General features: G+C 71.4%; 14 protein-coding genes and 1 pseudogene. 11 read left to right on the forward strand and 4 right to left on the reverse strand.

Going from position 1 to position 15,937, the window contains the following annotated elements; translation table 11 throughout:
• The first annotated feature begins 84 nt into the window (after positions 1 to 84).
• The 6 genes and pseudogenes from ELY19_RS08300 to ELY19_RS23780 all read left to right on the forward strand — a co-directional run bounded on the left by ELY19_RS08300 (position 85) and on the right by ELY19_RS23780 (position 4,643).
• Positions 85 to 729, forward strand: coding sequence for an ABC transporter permease (locus tag ELY19_RS08300; protein ID WP_126195769.1), 645 nt, complete (start codon positions 85 to 87; stop codon positions 727 to 729).
• Complete coding sequence (locus tag ELY19_RS08305) at positions 726 to 1,898, forward strand: ABC transporter ATP-binding protein (protein WP_126195770.1); 1,173 nt, start codon at positions 726 to 728, stop codon at positions 1,896 to 1,898. Before ELY19_RS08300 ends, ELY19_RS08305 begins: the two co-directional genes overlap by 4 nt.
• Entirely contained in the window at positions 1,895 to 2,692 is a 798-nt protein-coding gene (locus ELY19_RS08310; RefSeq protein ID WP_126195771.1) for an ABC transporter permease, read from the forward strand. The genes ELY19_RS08305 and ELY19_RS08310 overlap by 4 nt, the downstream gene beginning before the upstream one ends.
• The gene (locus tag ELY19_RS08315) at positions 2,689 to 3,678 is read left to right on the forward strand and encodes a glycine betaine ABC transporter substrate-binding protein (protein ID WP_126195772.1); all 990 of its coding nucleotides are present in this window, start codon (positions 2,689 to 2,691) and stop codon (positions 3,676 to 3,678) included. Before ELY19_RS08310 ends, ELY19_RS08315 begins: the two co-directional genes overlap by 4 nt.
• A gap of 83 nt (positions 3,679 to 3,761) precedes the next feature.
• Positions 3,762 to 4,259, forward strand: a pseudogene (locus tag ELY19_RS23775) (cupin domain-containing protein); the annotation flags it as partial.
• A gap of 105 nt (positions 4,260 to 4,364) precedes the next feature.
• Positions 4,365 to 4,643 (forward strand): rhodanese-like domain-containing protein, encoded by a 279-nt coding sequence (locus tag ELY19_RS23780; protein ID WP_232015622.1) that lies wholly within the window; start codon positions 4,365 to 4,367, stop codon positions 4,641 to 4,643.
• Here ELY19_RS23780 and ELY19_RS08325 read toward each other — a convergent pair.
• The gene (locus ELY19_RS08325; protein WP_126195773.1) at positions 4,640 to 5,806 is read right to left on the reverse strand and encodes a GAF domain-containing sensor histidine kinase; all 1,167 of its coding nucleotides are present in this window, start codon (positions 5,804 to 5,806) and stop codon (positions 4,640 to 4,642) included. The genes ELY19_RS23780 and ELY19_RS08325 overlap by 4 nt on opposite strands.
• Before the next feature lie 83 nt (positions 5,807 to 5,889).
• Here ELY19_RS08325 and ELY19_RS08330 point away from each other — a divergent pair, with 83 nt between their 5' ends.
• On the forward strand, positions 5,890 to 6,138 hold the full coding sequence (locus ELY19_RS08330) for a hypothetical protein (RefSeq protein WP_126195774.1): 249 nt from the start codon (positions 5,890 to 5,892) through the stop codon (positions 6,136 to 6,138).
• A gap of 5 nt (positions 6,139 to 6,143) precedes the next feature.
• On the opposite strand, the gene ELY19_RS08335 is transcribed toward ELY19_RS08330, so the two are convergent.
• Positions 6,144 to 6,791, reverse strand: coding sequence for a response regulator transcription factor (locus ELY19_RS08335; protein WP_126195775.1), 648 nt, complete (start codon positions 6,789 to 6,791; stop codon positions 6,144 to 6,146).
• Between the two features lie 195 nt (positions 6,792 to 6,986).
• Between ELY19_RS08335 and ELY19_RS08340 the strand changes: the two genes are divergently transcribed.
• From ELY19_RS08340 to ELY19_RS08355, 4 genes are all read left to right on the forward strand, one after another.
• Positions 6,987 to 7,931: an acyl-ACP desaturase gene (locus ELY19_RS08340; RefSeq protein ID WP_126195776.1), complete on the forward strand. Its 945-nt coding sequence runs from the start codon at positions 6,987 to 6,989 to the stop codon at positions 7,929 to 7,931.
• Positions 7,932 to 7,955: 24 nt separating this feature from the next.
• Positions 7,956 to 8,636 carry a TIGR00266 family protein gene (locus tag ELY19_RS08345; protein WP_126195777.1) on the forward strand — a complete coding sequence of 227 codons (681 nt, stop codon included), beginning with the start codon at positions 7,956 to 7,958 and terminating at the stop codon, positions 8,634 to 8,636.
• Positions 8,637 to 8,758: 122 nt separating this feature from the next.
• On the forward strand, positions 8,759 to 10,525 hold the full coding sequence (locus ELY19_RS08350; protein WP_126195778.1) for a BCCT family transporter: 1,767 nt from the start codon (positions 8,759 to 8,761) through the stop codon (positions 10,523 to 10,525).
• Positions 10,526 to 10,535: 10 nt separating this feature from the next.
• Positions 10,536 to 12,029, forward strand: coding sequence for a carboxylesterase/lipase family protein (locus tag ELY19_RS08355; RefSeq protein WP_126195779.1), 1,494 nt, complete (start codon positions 10,536 to 10,538; stop codon positions 12,027 to 12,029).
• A gap of 21 nt (positions 12,030 to 12,050) precedes the next feature.
• Here the strand turns inward: ELY19_RS08355 and ELY19_RS08360 are convergent, their stop codons facing one another.
• A complete protein-coding gene (locus tag ELY19_RS08360) occupies positions 12,051 to 12,635 on the reverse strand; it encodes an N-acetyltransferase (protein WP_227966667.1) in 585 nt (194 codons plus the stop codon).
• Positions 12,636 to 12,693: 58 nt separating this feature from the next.
• Positions 12,694 to 15,930 carry an arabinosyltransferase domain-containing protein gene (locus ELY19_RS08365; protein ID WP_164711554.1) on the reverse strand — a complete coding sequence of 1,079 codons (3,237 nt, stop codon included), beginning with the start codon at positions 15,928 to 15,930 and terminating at the stop codon, positions 12,694 to 12,696.
• Positions 15,931 to 15,937: the final 7 nt, after the last annotated feature.

Consider the following 15,937-nt stretch of genomic DNA (forward strand, 5'->3'; position numbering starts at 1 on the left):
CCACCGGGTGGTCGCTCGCCCCGGATTCCGCCCACTCTGACGCGAACCGCGCGCGAAACCCGCTTCGTCTGTAGGTTCGGACGAGTGGACCTCCGAAGATTCCTCGACGGTCGTGGGGGTCAGCTCGGCTTCCTCACCTATCAACACGCGTCGCTGGTGATCCAGTGCGTGCTGCTGGGAGCGGTGATCGCGCTGGTCATCGCCGCCCTGGTGTACCGCTCGCGCGCGGGGGCCGCGTTCGCCACCGCGGTCGCGTCCGTCGGTATGACGGTGCCGTCCCTCGCGCTGCTCGCGCTGCTGCTCATCGTGTTCGGACTGGGCGTGACCCCGTCGGTCACGATGCTCGCCTTCTACGCGACGCTCCCCATCCTGACCAGCGCGATCGTCGGGCTGCAGGCCGTGCCGCCGGCCCTGGTCGAAGCAGCCCGCGGCCTGGGCATGCCCCGCTGGCGAGTGCTCGCCACCGTCGAACTGCCGAACGCGTGGCCCGTGATCCTCACCGGCATCCGGGTGAGCACGCAGCTCGTGGTCGGCGTCGCGACGGTCGTCGCCTACGTCCTCGGCCCGGGCCTGGGCTCCCTGATCTTCTCCGGCCTCGCCCGCCTCGGCGGCGCCGGTGCACTCGAATCCGCGTTGGTGGGCACCGTTCTCGTGGTGGCCGTCGCGCTCGTACTCGACGGTCTGCTGGTGCTCCTGGGCCGCTTCACCGTCTCGAAGGGACTGCGATGAGTCGAACCACAGGCGTATCCATCGAGCTGGAGAAGGTGGTCAAGCGCTACCGCGGGCAGGAGAAGCCGGCGGTCAAGGAGCTGTCGATCGCCATCGAGGCGGGGGAGACGGTCGCCATCGTCGGGCCCTCGGGCTGCGGCAAGACCACCACGCTGAAGATGATCAACCGGCTGATCGAGCCCTCGTCCGGGCGCGTGCTCATCGGTGGGACCGACGTCACCAAGGCCGACGCCGACGAACTCCGACAGGGCATCGGCTACGTCGTGCAGGCCGGCGGCCTGTTCCCGCACTGGACCGTCGAGAAGAACGTCGGCGCGGTGCCGGGCCTCCTCGGCTGGGACAAGGCCCGCACTCGGGCCCGGGTCACCGAGCTGCTGGAACTGGTCGGGCTGGACCCGGAGGTCTTCCGCAGCCGGTTCCCCAAGGAGATGTCCGGCGGGCAGCAGCAGCGCGTCGGCGTCGCGCGCGCGCTGGCGGCCGACCCGCCGGTCCTGCTCATGGACGAGCCCTTCGGCGCGGTCGACCCGATCACCCGCGTGCGGCTGCAGGACCAGCTCCTCGCGATCCAGGAGGAACTGCACAAGACCATCGTGATCGTGACGCACGACGTCGACGAGGCGATCAAGCTCGGCGACCGGGTGCTGATCCTCTCCGAGGGCGGCCAGATCGAGCAGTTCGGCACGCCCGAGGAGATCCTCACGGCGCCGGCCAACGCCTTCGTCGAGGAGTTCGTCGGCTCCGGCGCCACCCTCAAGCACCTCTCGCTCAGTTCCGTCGGCGAGATCCCCAGCGCCCCCGTCGTGCTCGCCCGTCCGGGTGACTCGTCGGAGGAGGTCGCCGCGCGCGCCAAGGAGGCGAGGCTCAGCTGGGTCGTGGTCGTCGACGAGGACGATCGGCCGCGCGCCTGGCCCTCGGTGTCCGAGGTGCTGAGCAAGCCAGTCGTCTCGACCTACGTCGACCAGCGACTGCCCGTCGCCGAGCGCACCGCGACCCTCGCCGACGCGCTCGACGTGATGCTGGCCTCCAGCCAGGGCGGCGTGCTGGTCACGCAGCGCGGCAAGGTGATCGGCGCGCTCACGATCGAGCAGGTGGCGGAGCGGATCCGGGAGCGGCAGGCCCTCGCGAATCCGGAACAGGCCGCCGACACCTACCGGGCGGCGCCGTCGTGACCGCCGCGTCCCAGGCGCCGAAGACGGCGCGCGTCGGGCCCACGCCCCGGTTCGCCGGTGGCGTGCCGATCGACCTGATCCTCGAGCCGCTCCTCGTCGTGGTCGGCTTCGCCGGCTACCTGATCTGGCACGCGACACAGACGTTCTCGGAGACCGAGGCCGTGCAGCTCCAGTGGTCGAAACTCGGCAGTTCGGTGTGGGAACACATCCAACTCACCGTCGTCTCCGCCGTGCTCGTGGTGCTCATCGCCATCCCCCTGGGGGTCCTCGTGACACGCAAGCGGTTCGCCCGCGTGGCGCCGATCATCGTGGCCCTCGCCAACGTCGGCCAGGCGGCACCCGTGCTCGGCATGGTGGTGCTGTTCGCCATGTGGTTCGGCACCGGCTTCCGCACCGCGGTCGCCGCACTGGTGGTCTACGCGGTGCTGCCGATCCTGCAGAACACCGTCACGGGGCTGCGCCAGGTGGACGACCGCGTGATCGAAGCCGCCCGCGGCCAGGGCTTCTCGGCCTTCCAGACGCTGATCCGGGTGGAACTGCCACTGTCGGTGCCGGTGATCCTGCACGGCGTCCGGACGGCCCTCGTCATCCTGGTCGGCACCGCCACCCTCGGCACCTTCATCGGCGCCGGCGGACTGGGCGTGCTCATCACCACCGGCGTCACGCTGTACCTGCCCGCGCTCCTGTTCTCCGGCGCGCTGCTGGTCGCCCTGCTCGCCCTCGCGATCGACTGGCTGGCCCGGCTCGCCGAGTACCTGCTGGCGCCGCGCGGCCTGCGCGGGGTGACGGCATGACGGCCGCGCGCAGGACCGCGCCGACACGCGTGCGGCGCGCGCTGCTGCCCGTGCTGGCGGCCCTGTCGCTCGTCCTCGCCGGATGCGGGCTCGAGAGCTCGTCGGGCCACTTCGTGCACGCCGAGCCGGCGGACGGCCGGACCCCGCTCGCGGGCGCGAAGATCTCCGTGACCTCGAAGTCCTTCTCCGAGGGCATCCTGCTCGGCAAGATCAGCACCACGATCCTGCAGGCCGCGGGTGCCGAGATCACCGACCTCACCAACGCGCCGGGATCGATGTCCTCGCGGCAGGCGATGGTGAGCGGCGCCGCCGACGTCTCCTGGGAGTACACCGGCACCATCTGGGTCAGTTACCTCGGCCAGACCGAGACCATCAGCGACTCCACCGCCCTGTGGAACCGGGTGCGCGACGCCGAGCGGGCCAACGGGATCGAGGTCCTCACCCCGGCACCGTTCAACAACACCTACGCCTTCGCGGTCACACCGGCCCAGAAGGCGCAGCTGAAGCTGACCACGCTGAGCGAGCTGTTCCGGCTGCCGCCGGCGCAGCGCTCGCTGTGCGTGGACCCCGAGTTCCAGTCGCGCCCCGACGGACTCGGCCGGCTGCTGGAGAAGTACGAGGTGCCCCTCGGCAGCGGGACCCCGCCGGGCACCGTCACCACGATGGACGCGGGTGTCATCTACTCCGCGATCTCCGGGAACACGTGCCTCGCCGGTGACGTCTACGCGACCGACGGCCGGATCCGGAAGCTCGGACTCCAGCTGCTGGAGGACGACCGGAAGTTCTTCCTGCCCTACGACGGTGTGCCCGAGGTCCGCACGGACGCGCTGGCGAAGTACCCCGCGATCAAGGACGTGCTCGGGAAGGTCAGCCGCCTGCTGACCAACGAGACGATGCAGGAGCTCAACGGGCAGATCGACATCGAGGGCCGCGATCCCGCCGACGTGGCCGCCACCTGGCTGAAGAAGGTCGGCCTCGTCCGCTGAGGCCGGCGGTCGCGGCTCCGCGCTTTCGGTCGCCGTGAGCGGAAGGGTTCACCCGGCGCGCGCACCGTCCGACACTGAAGCACATGACGGAGAACACACCGGACCTGCTGGCGCTCACCGCGACCGAGGCCGCGAAGGTGCGTGCCGGCGAATACGACCGGGTCATCCCCACCGACTGGCCCGTCGGCGAGCGGTGGTCCACCCGCCTGTGGGGCGACGACGACGTGGACGTCTGGCTCATCAGCTGGGTTCCCGAGCGCTCGACCGAACTGCACGACCACGCCGGCTCGCTGGGGGCGCTCACCGTGGTCTCGGGCGCGCTGGCGGAGCGCAGCTGGGACGGGGAGGCCCTGCGGGAGCGGCGGATCGACGCGGGCGGGCAGGCCTCCTTCGACCGCGGCTGGGTGCACGACGTCACCCGGCACCCCGACGCGCACGACGCGGCGACCGGGGAGGCGGCCACGCCCACGCTCTCCGTGCACGCCTACTCCCCGCCGCTCACCGCGATGTCGTACTACGAGGTGACCCCCGGCGGTAGGCTCCGCAGGGTGCGCAGCGAACTGACCGACGAACCCGAGGGCCCCACCGGCGGGCGCGGCATCGACGAGCTCCTGGCGAGTGCGCGGGACCGGATCGACCGGGTCGAGGCCGCGGACCTGCGCGCCGAGCTGGACGCCGGAGCGATCCTGGTCGACACCCGGCCCGCGGCGCAGCGCGCCGCGGAGGGCGAGGTCGACGGCGCCCTGATCATCGAGCGGAACGTGCTCGAGTGGCGGCTCGACCCGTCGTCCGACGCCCGGATCCCCGAGGCGACCGGCTGGGACGTGCGGTGGATCGTGATGTGCCAGGAGGGCTATTCGAGTTCCCTCGCCGCCGCGGCCCTGCGCGACATCGGGCTGCACCGCGCCGCCGACCTCGCGGGCGGCTACACGGCGCTGGCGGCGGCGGCCGCCACGTCGGGTTAGGGCTGCCGCGGCACGGACCACCGCACGACGGTGCCCGGCCGCTCGGCGCCCGCATCCGCGGGCAGCAGCTCGACGGTGCCGCCCCGCAGCTCCGCGCGCGTGGCGAGGTTCCGCAGGCCGCTCCGCCGGCCGCCGTCGGGGATACCCGTCCCGTCGTCGGCGACCTCCACCGTCACCGCGTCGCCGCTCGCGATCACCGTGACGGCGACCGTGGTGCCGCCCGAATGGCGCACCGCGTTCGACACGCTCTCCGTCACGACGGCCTCCAGGTCGCGGGCGAGGCCGTCGTCGGCCACCGCGCTCTCCACCGGGCCGGAGAAGCCGACATCGACCGACGTCTCGCCGCCGTGGGAGACCGCCCGGACCGCGCGCACCAGACGGCTGCGGAGCCCGCTCCCGTCCGTGGACAGCTCGAAGATGGTCGCGCGGATGTCGGCGATCGTGCGGTCCAACTCCCCGATCGCGGCGTCGAGCCGCTCGCGCACCGGCTCGTCGGCCGCGGCGGAGCGCGCCACCTGGAGCCCGAGGCCCGCGGCGAAGATCCGCTGGATCACGTGGTCGTGCAGGTCCCGCCCGATCCGTTCGCGCTCCTCGATCACCTGCAGCTCGCCGAGGCGCTGCTGCTGGCGCAGGGTCTCCGCGTGCATCTGCGCGTTGTCGATGGCGACCGCCGTGGCGGCGGCGAAGATCTCGATGGCCTTCGCGTCGCCGGCCGTGAACGCGACACCGTCCGCCTTCTCCGCCAGGTAGATGCATCCGAACAGGTTCCCTCCCACCATGATCGGCGCGCCCAGGAAGCTGTGCATCGGAGGATGGTTCGGCGGGAAGCCGACCGAGGACGGGTGCTCGGAGAGCTCCGCGATCCGGACCGGCTGCTGCACCTCGAGCAGATACCCCAACAGGCCACGGCCGCACGGCGGGTCGCCGATCAGGGCCGCCGTCTCCGCGTCCACGCCGACGTAGATGAACTCCTGCAGCGAGCCGTCGTCGCTGCTCACGCCCACCGCGCCGTACCGCGCGTCGACCAGTGCCATCGCGGAGGTGACGATGCGGCGCACCGTCGCGGGCAGGTCCAGGCCCTGCGCCACGACCATCACCGCACTGAGGATGTCCTGCAGGTCGGCGTCGGGCCGCGCCGCGCCGTCGCCGTGCCCCGCCGTCACCGGACCGCTCCCCGCCGACGCGGGAGCACCGTCGGGACGAACGTCCCTGGCGCGGAGGCCTTCCGGCGACCACGCTGGGCGGCGTGAACGGAATCGACATCGACCCCCTGGACCGGTCCGACGTGCGCACCCTCGTCGTGGACCTCGCCGAGGCCGCCTACACCGGGCGGCTCGCCCGCTGGAACGAGGTGCGCACGACCGCTGCGCTCGATGAGCTGGACTGGGAGTACCTGGTGTGCCGGTTGCTCGGCCGCCTGCTCGCCGAACGGGCCGTGCAGCGCGGAACGCCCGCCGTCGACGCGTGGCGGCAGGCCCGCGCCGCGCTCGCCTGAGCCGCTCATCGGCGCGCCCCGCCGGCCTCGCGCCACTGCGCCGCGCGCAGCGCCGCCTGCACCCGGTTCTCCACGCCGAGCTTGGCCAGGATGCCGGTGACGTGGTTGCGGACGGTCTTCTCCGCCAGGAACATCCGTTCCGCGATCTGCTTGTTCGTGAGCCCCTCGGCGAGCAGCTCCAGCACAGCCTCCTCCTGCCCGGTCAAGCCCGACGGGGCCGGCGGCGCGGCCTGGTCCCTGCGGATGCGCTGCAGCACCCGGGCGGTGCTCGCGGAGTCCAGCAGCGAGCCGCCGGCGGCGACGGTGCGGATCGCGGAGACCAGTTCGGTGCCGCGGATCTGCTTGAGCACGTAGCCCTGCGCCCCCGCGGTGATCGCATCGAGCAGGGCCTCGTCGTCCGAGTACGAGGTGAGCACGAGGCAGGGCAGGTCGGGCAGTTGCTCGCGCAGGTTGCGGACGAGGTCGATGCCCGACCCGTCGGGCAGGCGCACGTCGACGACCGCCACATCCGGGCGCACGGCGGGGATGCGGGCGAGGGCCTCACGGACCGTCGACGCCTCGCCCACCACGATGTGGCTGCCGTCCGAGGCGAGGAGGTCGGCCAGGCCGCGCCGGACGATCTCGTGGTCGTCGACCAGGAATACCGAGGACATGCCCTCAGCGTAGGCCCGGCGGCGGTGTGGGCCCTCCTCGGCGGACCGTCGGCGGACCAGGAGGGGACATACGTCCCGGGCGGGCCGGTACGCACGTCCCCACCTGCGGTGACGGACCACCGCGGTGCCGCCCGGGACGGCATCGGGGACCATCGCCACTGACCGTGGCGACCGCACCGGACCACGCTGGGAACCATGAGTGATCTGACCGACCTGGAACTGCTGTACGAGCTCTCGGAGACCGCCGAGCGGGAGGTCGACCGGCACCTGCGGCAGGCGGTCGACTGGCACCCGCACGACTACGTGCCGTGGAGCCGGGGCCGCGACTTCGCCGCGCTCGGCGGCGAGGACTTCCGGGAGAGCGACTCGTCGTTGTCGCCCGTCGCCCGGGCGGCACTGGTGATGAACCTGCTCACCGAGGACAACCTCCCGAGCTACCACCGCGAGATCGCCGAGAACTTCACCCTCGACGGGGCGTGGGGCTTCTGGGTGCACCGCTGGACCGCGGAGGAGGCGCGGCACTCGATCGTGCTCCGCGACTACCTGACCGTCACCCGTGGCGTGGACCCCGTCGAACTCGAGGACCTGCGGATGACGCAGATGCAGCACGGTTTCGCCCCCGGGATGAATTCGATGCTGCTGTCGGTGAGCTACGTGACCTTCCAGGAGCTCGCGACCCGGATCAGCCACCGCAACACCGCCGCGGTCTGCGACGATCCCGTCGCGGACCGGATGCTGGCCCGCGTCGCCGCTGACGAGAACCTGCACATGCTCTTCTACCGCAACATCCTCGGTGCCGCGATCGAGGTCGCGCCGGCGCAGGCGCTGGCCGCCGTCCACGCCGTGCTCACCAACTTCCAGATGCCCGGTGCGGCGCTCCCGCACTTCCGGCGCGACGCCGTCCTCATGGCCAAGTGCGGCATCTACGACCTGCGCCAGCACCGCGACGCCGTGGTGGTGCCGGTGCTGCGCAAGTGGCGGCTCCTCGAGCGCACCGACCTGACCGGCGAGGCGGCGCGCATGCGCGACCTGATCGGCGACTTCGTCGACGAGCTGGACGTCCGCGCGCGGAAGTTCGAGGCCGCCCGCGATCGCGCGCTCGAACGCGACGCCCGCCGCCGGGAGCGGCTCGCGGGCTGACCGGATTCGGCTAGATTCGACGGCATGCAGGTACAGCTCCGTCACAATCCGTCGTTCTCGATGGCCCGCTGCCAGCTGGCACCCAACGAGCCCATGACCGTGGAATCGGGCGCCATGGTCGCGCACTCCGCCGGGATGAACCTGCAGTCGCAGGCGCAGGGCGGCATCATGCAGGGCCTCAAGCGCAGCCTGCTCTCGGGAGAGTCCTTCTTCGTCTCCACCTTCACGGCGCCGCAGCAGGGCGGCTGGGTGGACGTCGCGGGCACCCTGCCCGGCGACATCGCCGTGCTGCAGATCCAGCCGGACCGGCCGTACTACGTGACCCGCGGCGGGTGGCTCGCGAGCTCCCACGGCGTGCAGACCACCACGCAGTTCGGCGGCGCGAAGACCTTCTTCGGCGGCGAGGGCGCGTTCGGCCTGCAGGCGGCGGGCCAGGGCGAGGTGCTGGTCTCCTGCTACGGCGCGATCGACGTCCTCGACCTGCGTCCCGGTGAGCAGGTGGTGATCGACACCGGCCACGTCGTGGCCTACGACCTCAACATGCAGTTCACCATGCGCCGCGCCGTGCAGGGGAAGTGGATCCAGTCCATGAAATCGGGCGAGGGAATGGTCTTCGAATTCACCGGCCCCGGCCGCGTGCTGCTGCAGACCCGCAACCCGCGGGGCCTCGAGGGCTGGGTGCGTTCGGTCGTTCCGTCGGGCTGACCGGAGCGGATTTCTGCAGCGCACGAACCTGCAGGTAGGGCAGTCTAGTTCGCGCCGATCCGGCGCGGAGGAGTTCCCCGGAGATTTGACCTGTGCCATGTCCACTGTGATCTAGTGGGATCATGGCTACTGTAACTAATAAGACAGGAGACCATCGCCGGACGACCGACTGGGTCGTTTTCGGTGTGACGGGCGCTGCGGTCCTGGCGTTCGTCCTCTGGGGTTTCCTGGATTCGGACGGGTTGAAGACGACGACCTCCGATGTCCTCAACTGGATCATCACCGATCTGGGCTGGCTGTTCCTCATCTCCGCCAGCTTCTTCGTGCTCTTCGCCGTCTTCCTGGCCTTCTCCCGCTTCGGTCGCATCCCGCTGGGACGCGACGGGGAACGCCCCGAGTTCAAGACCGTCTCGTGGATCGCGATGATGTTCAGCGCCGGTATGGGCATCGGGCTGATGTTCTACGGCGCCGCCGAGCCGATCTACCACTTCGTGGGCGCGCCCCCCGGCATGAACGCGCACGACGTGGCGGTCGCGATGGCGACCACCATGTTCCACTGGGGTTTCCACCCGTGGGCCATCTACGCGGTCGTCGGCCTGGCCATCGCCTACAGCACCTACCGCTGCGGGCGGAGCCAGCTCATCAGCTCGGTGTTCGCGCCGATCTTCAACCGCACCGGCGGGCACGGCGTGGGCGGCCGGATCATCGACATCCTCGCCATCTTCGCCACGCTCTTCGGCACCACCGCCTCGCTGGGCCTCGGTGCCGCGCAGGTGGGCGCGGGCCTCGAGCGCCTCGGCTGGGCCGAGGACGGCTCCAGCAAGCTGCTGCTCGTGGCGGTGATCGCGATCCTGACGCTGGCCTTCGTGGCCTCCGCCGTCTCCGGTATCGCGAAGGGCATCCAGTGGCTCTCCAACACCAACATGGTCCTGGCCCTGGTGCTCGCGGTCTTCGTCTTCGTGGTCGGCCCGACCGTCTTCATCCTGAACCTGCTGCCCACGTCGATGGGCGCGTACGCGGCGGACTTCATGGACATGTCGGCCCGGTCGGCGGCCAACGAGCCCGAGGCCGGCAAGTGGCTCGCCACGTGGACGATCTTCTACTGGGCCTGGTGGGTCAGCTGGACCCCGTTCGTGGGCCTGTTCCTCGCGAAGATCTCGCGCGGCCGCACCATCCGCGAGTTCGTCATCGGCGTCATGGCCGTGCCCACGCTGGTCTCGCTGGTGTGGTTCGCGATCTTCGGCGGCACCGCCATCAACCAGGAGCAGGCGGGCCTCGGCATCAGCAAGGCCGAGAACGAGGAGGTCCTGCTCTTCGACGTCCTCGGCAACCTCCCGTGGCCGACGATCACGGCCTTCCTGGTGGTGCTCCTGGTGGGCATCTTCTTCGTCTCCGGCGCGGACTCCGCGTCGATCGTCATGGGCACGCTCTCGCAGCGCGGCGCGGAGGAGCCGAACCGGCTGATCACCATCTTCTGGGGCGTGCTCACCGGTACCGTTGCGGCGCTGCTGCTCTGGGTGAGCGGCGACGACGCGCTGACCGGTATCAAACAGATGGCCATCATCGCCGCCGCACCGTTCCTCGTGGTGATGATCGGCATGTGCGTCTCCCTGATGATGGACCTGTGGCACGACCCGCTGATCGTGGCGGAGCGCGCGCACCGCGAGGAGCTCGGCGAGCGCATGCGCTGGCACGCCAACACCCTCGCGGTGACCGACGACAGCACCGACGTGCTGCCCTCGGAGGACGTGCCCGTCTACTCCGACGGCGAGGTTCCGGAGGACCTGTACCACCCGCCGCACACCGGCGAGCTGGTCACGATCGAGGTCTACGACGCCGATCACTCCGGGCCGATCGAAATCGATCCCAAGGACGACGCCTCCCGGTAGACAAGGAGGCATGACCTCCTCCGTCACCGCCGAGACCCGTTCCGGCCGCGTCCGCGGCACCGTCGAGCGGGGTGTGGCCCGCTACCTGGGCCTGCCCTACGCCGCCCCGCTCGACGGTGCGGGCTGGTTCCTGCCCGCCGTTCCGCCCGCCCCGTGGCAGGGCGAACGCGACGCCTCCGCGTTCGGCGCGACGGTGCCCAAGCCGGGCTACCAGGGGCCCGTCGCGGAGATCCTCACGGCCGAGCCGGACTTCCCCGGTGCCGAGTGCCTCAATCTCAACGTATGGGCCCCCGAGGATGCCGACGGCCTGCCGGTGTTCGTGTGGATCCACGGCGGCGCCTTCCGGAACGGCAGCGGCCGCAGCGGCTACTACGACGGGGCCGCCTTCGCCCGCGACGGCGTCGTGTGCGTGACCATCAACTACCGCCTCGGCGCGCTCGGATTCCTCGACACGGGCGACGAGCACACCAATCTCGGCCTGCGCGACCAGATCATGGCCCTCGAATGGGTGCGTGACAACATCGCCGGCTTCGGCGGGGACCCGGCCAGGGTCACCGTCGCGGGGGAGTCCGCGGGCGGCATGAGCGTCGGCTCCCTCCTCGGCTCGCCGCTCGCGCAGGGCCTGTTCGCGCAGGCCGTGCTGCAGAGCGGCGCGGGCCACCACGCGATCAGCCGCGAGACGGCGCAGAAGGTGACCCGCGCCCTCGCCGACCGGCTCGGCGTGGCCCCCACCCGGGAGGGCTTCGCGACGGTCGCCCCGCGCGCCGTCGTCGACGCCACCACGGCGCTCGACGCCGAGATCCAGGCGAACCCGGACCCCGCCGCGTGGGGCGAGCTCTCCCGGAACGTGATGATCTTCGAGCCGGTGATCGACGGCGACGTGCTGCCGCAGCTGCCCATCGACGCGATCCGCGCCGGCTCCGGCGCCGGCGTGCGGGTCCTGGTGGGCGCCAATGCCGACGAGGCCCGCTTCTTCATCGTCCCGGGCGGCCTGATCGACCTCCTGCCCGAGGAGGCGCTCGTCCCCACCGCCGCGAAGTACGGCCTACCCGATCCGGCGGCCGCGGTCGCCGCGTACCGCGCCGCCGAGCCCGCCGCCTCGCCCGGGGACCTGTTCTGCCGCATCATGGCCGACTGGTTCTTCGGCATACCCGCCGTCCGGATCGCCGAGGCCCGCGCGTCGGCACCGGCCGCGACCTACTTCTACCGCTTCGACGAGCCGTCGACCGCGCTCGGCGGACGCCTCGGCGCCTGCCACGCCGTCGAGCTCGCCTTCGCCTTCGACAACCTTGCGGCCGACGGCGTCACCAACCTGACCGGTCCGTCGCCCTCGCAGGCCGTCGCCGACGAGACCCACCGCGCCTGGGTGCGTTTCAGTCGCGGCGAGGACCCGGGCTGGGCGCCGTACCTGCCCGCCCGCACCGTCCGGGTGTTCGGTGGGGAGGGCGGCACCGTCGTCGATCCGGCGCCGGAGCTGCGCGCGCTGTGGGACGGGGTGCGCTGACGCCGGCTCAGCGCGACACGGCTAGCGCGCGGGCCGGAACATCGGGATGAGCTCGGGTCCGCCGGGCAGGTGGATCGGCGCCAGCGGCTCGAACCCGAACCGGCGGTACAGCGGCACGTTCCGGGGATTGCTCGACTCGAGGTAGGCCGGGCCGGTCACCCGCTCGAGACCGTGCCGCAGGAGCGCCGAGCCGAACCCGCGGCCGGGAAGCGCCGCCCCCAGCGTTGCGAGGTACCAGTGCGGTTCCGTCGGCCGGCGTTCCTCGAGGGCGGCCACCAGGGCGGCGCCGCGCCCCAACCCGGTGGAGATCCCCGCGGCCAACAGCGGCAGGGAGGCGACCTGCCGCAGCGGGTGCGGCTGGTGACCGGGCGGATCCCAGGAGGCGGCGGCGACCGGTTCGGCACCATCGAGGAGCAGGTGGCTCGCGCCCGGGGCGCCGTGCGAGGCCAGGTGGATGCCGGCGAACGTGACCCGGTCGAGCCGGGGCGACGGCTGGACCCAGCGGATCACCGGATCATCGGCGAACGCACGCGCCAGCACCCCGAACGACATCCACAGCGTGCGTCGCGAGACGTTCTCGATGCGGTGTCCGGTCACCGGTTCCATGCTTCGACGGTACGCCGGCGGCGTGCCCGGCGGGCGGTGCCGCCGGCGTACCGCCGGATCAGTATGGGGCGGAGCGCATCGGCCCCGGCGTGTACCAGCCCGTGCGGGTCGCGGTGCCGAGCTCCAACTGCGCCGGCTCCGCGGCCGTCCACGGCGTGAACTTGGTCAGCGTGCCCCAGTCCATCGCCCACTTGTTCCGGAGATAGGTGGGCACGATCTGCTCGTGGTACAGCGCGTCGGTGACGCCCAGTGGGCCGCCGGTCTTCCACCCCTGCCACGTGTTCGAGGTGAGGACGGTCGCCATGTAGTCGGGCGAGATCCGGTACTCCGGCCGCTCGAACAGGCCGTTGACGGCCCGCACCTGGTGCTGGCAGGGGAAGGCGAAGGCCACCATGAAGTCCAGGGCGACGACGGTGTCGCGGCCCAGGAACTCCTGCAGCGTCTTCATCTCCGTCATCCGCGGCGGCGTCACCACCACGGGGTCGGGCGAGGGGACCTTGTCGTCGATCACCACGCGCACCGTGTTCGTGCCGCGCGGCAGGTCGGCGGTCGGGAAGCGGAGGTTGCGCCAGTTGTTGTTGGTCCACGCGTCCAGCGGGACCATGCGGCCCAGGGGCTGCACCGCGCCGTTCTCGGACCGGTGGCCGGCCTCGAGGAACAGCGTCCGGCCGTCGCGCTTGACGCCGTTGATGCCGGTCGCCGCCACGGGCCCCGCCACGGACAGCGTGACCAGTGGAGTCGACTCGTCGATCGCGCCCAGCGTGTACCAGTCCGTGGTGAGGTTCGCCAACCCGGTGGCACCGGCGGACCCCAGCACGGGAGTGCTCGCCGGGTTCAGACCGAACGGAAGGGGGACGCCGTCCTTCTTCGGATCCGGGTTCCGCACGCCGCCCACCGTCTCGGGGACGTCGGTGTTGGTGACGTCGGTGTTGTGGCCGGGGTTCGACTTCACCGGCGAGAGCCAGCCGGGAATCCCGGTGGGGGAGAAGCCCGTCGACTTCCCGGCGAGCGCCTGCGCCGCGCTCGGCACGGAACCGTCGGGCCGCGGCGCGGGCCTGAGTTGCCCGGCGTTCGGGTCGGTCTCCATCAGCACGTAGTCCGCCATCGAGCACGTGTTGCCCTGCAACGCACGGGCGTTCGACGCTGTCCAGGAGAAGCTACCCCGCTGTGCGTACGCGCCCTTCGCCATGGTCCCGATGTCGAACAGCACCATGAGCATGGTGAGGATCGCCAGGGTCGGCAGGGTGCGGCCGCGCGGCTTCGTCGGCTCGGGGGCGTAGTCGCGCCGGTAGTGCAGCCACAGTCCGTACAGGGCGGTGAGCACCGAGGCGAAGAACAGCAGCCAGGAGATCTCGAGCCCGAAGAGCTGCGGCGGCATGGTGTTCCACGGGATGCCGTAGGTGCCCACCCAGTAGTAGCCCACGCGCGCCGCGAACGAGATGGCCGCCACGAACAGCGCGGCCGCTGCGAAGAAGACGCGGTTGCGTTTGGAGCGCATCATCGGCGCCATCGTGAGCGTCGCCGCGACGGCAGCGATGCCCGCGGCGTAACCGGCGAACAGGCCCAGGTGGTGCGTCCACTTGGTCGGGGTGAAGGCCAGCAGCACCACGGTGGCGAAGAAGACCGCCATGAGCCGCCACACCGGACCCGCCGAGATGCCCGCCGGGCGCCTGCGCCGGAGCATGAACGTCAGCACCGTCAGCAGGCAGAGGAACGCGGTGAGAACGCCGATGCGGCGCACCGCTGAGCCGTCCTCGGTCTCGAGCATCAGGTAGTAGTACCGGACCCCCTCCTCGTACCAGTCCAGCGTGGGACCGGTGACGGTCTTGACCGAGATCGCCTCGCGGAGCGCGGAGAAGGTCGGCGTGAAGAAGGCGTAGAACAGGTACGCCATACCCGAGGCCAGGATGGGAGCGATCATCGGCAGCAGCCCGTCGCGCTCGCGGCGCTTGACGATGCGCGTGATGATCTGGCGCGACGCCGCGAGCAGCGCGGCGACCGCGATGAGGCCGCCGGGCGCGGCCCCCACGCACAGCGCGGCGCACGGCACCGCGATGGCGACCGGCAGCATGCGGCCGGTCGCGATCGCGCGCTCCACCGACACCCAGGTGAGCAGCGAGAAGAACACGACCGCGGGTTCGGGGCGCAGGCCGTTGTTGAGGGGGAGCCAGATCAGCAGGAAGCCACCCGCGCCCGCCCACAGCGCGGCGGGGTTGTTGCGCACCGCGCGGCCGAGGCGCGGGATCATCTCGCGGGAGATCACCAGCCAGGTCAGCAGGCCGAGGACCAAGCCGGGCAGGCGCATCGCGGGCGCCGCCGTCGTGACGTACGAGATGGCGGTGAACAGGTAGTCGTTCCAGCCGACCGGGTTCTCCGGCACGCCGAAGCTGCGGAAGTAGTTGATCATGTAGCCGCTGAACTTCGTCTGCGTGGCCATCGTGATCTGGTAGCCGTCGTCGGACGTGTTCGGACCGATGAGCCACCAGACGCCGAGCACGGCGATCACGGTGAAGTCCACGGGGCGCGGGCGCAGCCAGCCCTGCGGCATGAAGCGGATGTGGCCGCGGCCGTCGCGCATGTCCACGAAGCCGAGGGCCACGAGCGAGAGGAGCATCGAGGCGATGCCCACCACGATCGCGATCAGCTTGATGGTCGACGGCGTGGTGACGAACCGGGTGTCGACCTGCGTCTTCACGTCGATCCCGGCCACGGGCGTCGACGCGGGGAGGTCGGTGTAGAAGCCGGCGATCTGCGGCCGCAGGTTGGGATCGGCGACGGTGTTCGAGAGCTGGTTGGAGGTCTGTGAGCCCTCGGGCATGCCGGTGAACTCGGCCGTCGTCGTCTCGGGGGTGGAGACGAAGCGGATGGCGCAGCCGGTGCCGGCGCGCGCGACGTCGGCGCGGCTCGCGGTCGCGAGTGCCACGTCACGGTCGGCGATGATGACGTTCCGGGCGTCGGCGCGGATCACCAGGCCCTGCAGGCCCGGGCGCGGCCCGTCCTCGGGCAGCGTGCGCAGCAGTGTGCCCCCGGCCGCCGGCAGCCCGTCGACCACGGAGCACGGCAGCGAGACGTCGAGCCGCACGGGCGTGTACGAGACCAGCGGCGCCTCGACGTTCGAGATCCGCCCGTTCTGCGGCCAGTGCAGCGCGGTGGTGGTCTCCTTGACGGGGAGGAAGGGCGTGAGGATCGCCAGAACGAAGCCCAGCAGGCCCGCCACGGCGGCGACGATCCGCCACTTCCCGTAGCGCTGCTCCGGCGGCACCGTCGCGGGCGCGGTCGAGTTCTCGCTGCTCATCATCGAT

It is taken from the genome of Tsukamurella paurometabola, from assembly GCF_900631615.1.
GTDB lineage: Bacteria > Actinomycetota > Actinomycetes > Mycobacteriales > Mycobacteriaceae > Tsukamurella > Tsukamurella paurometabola_A.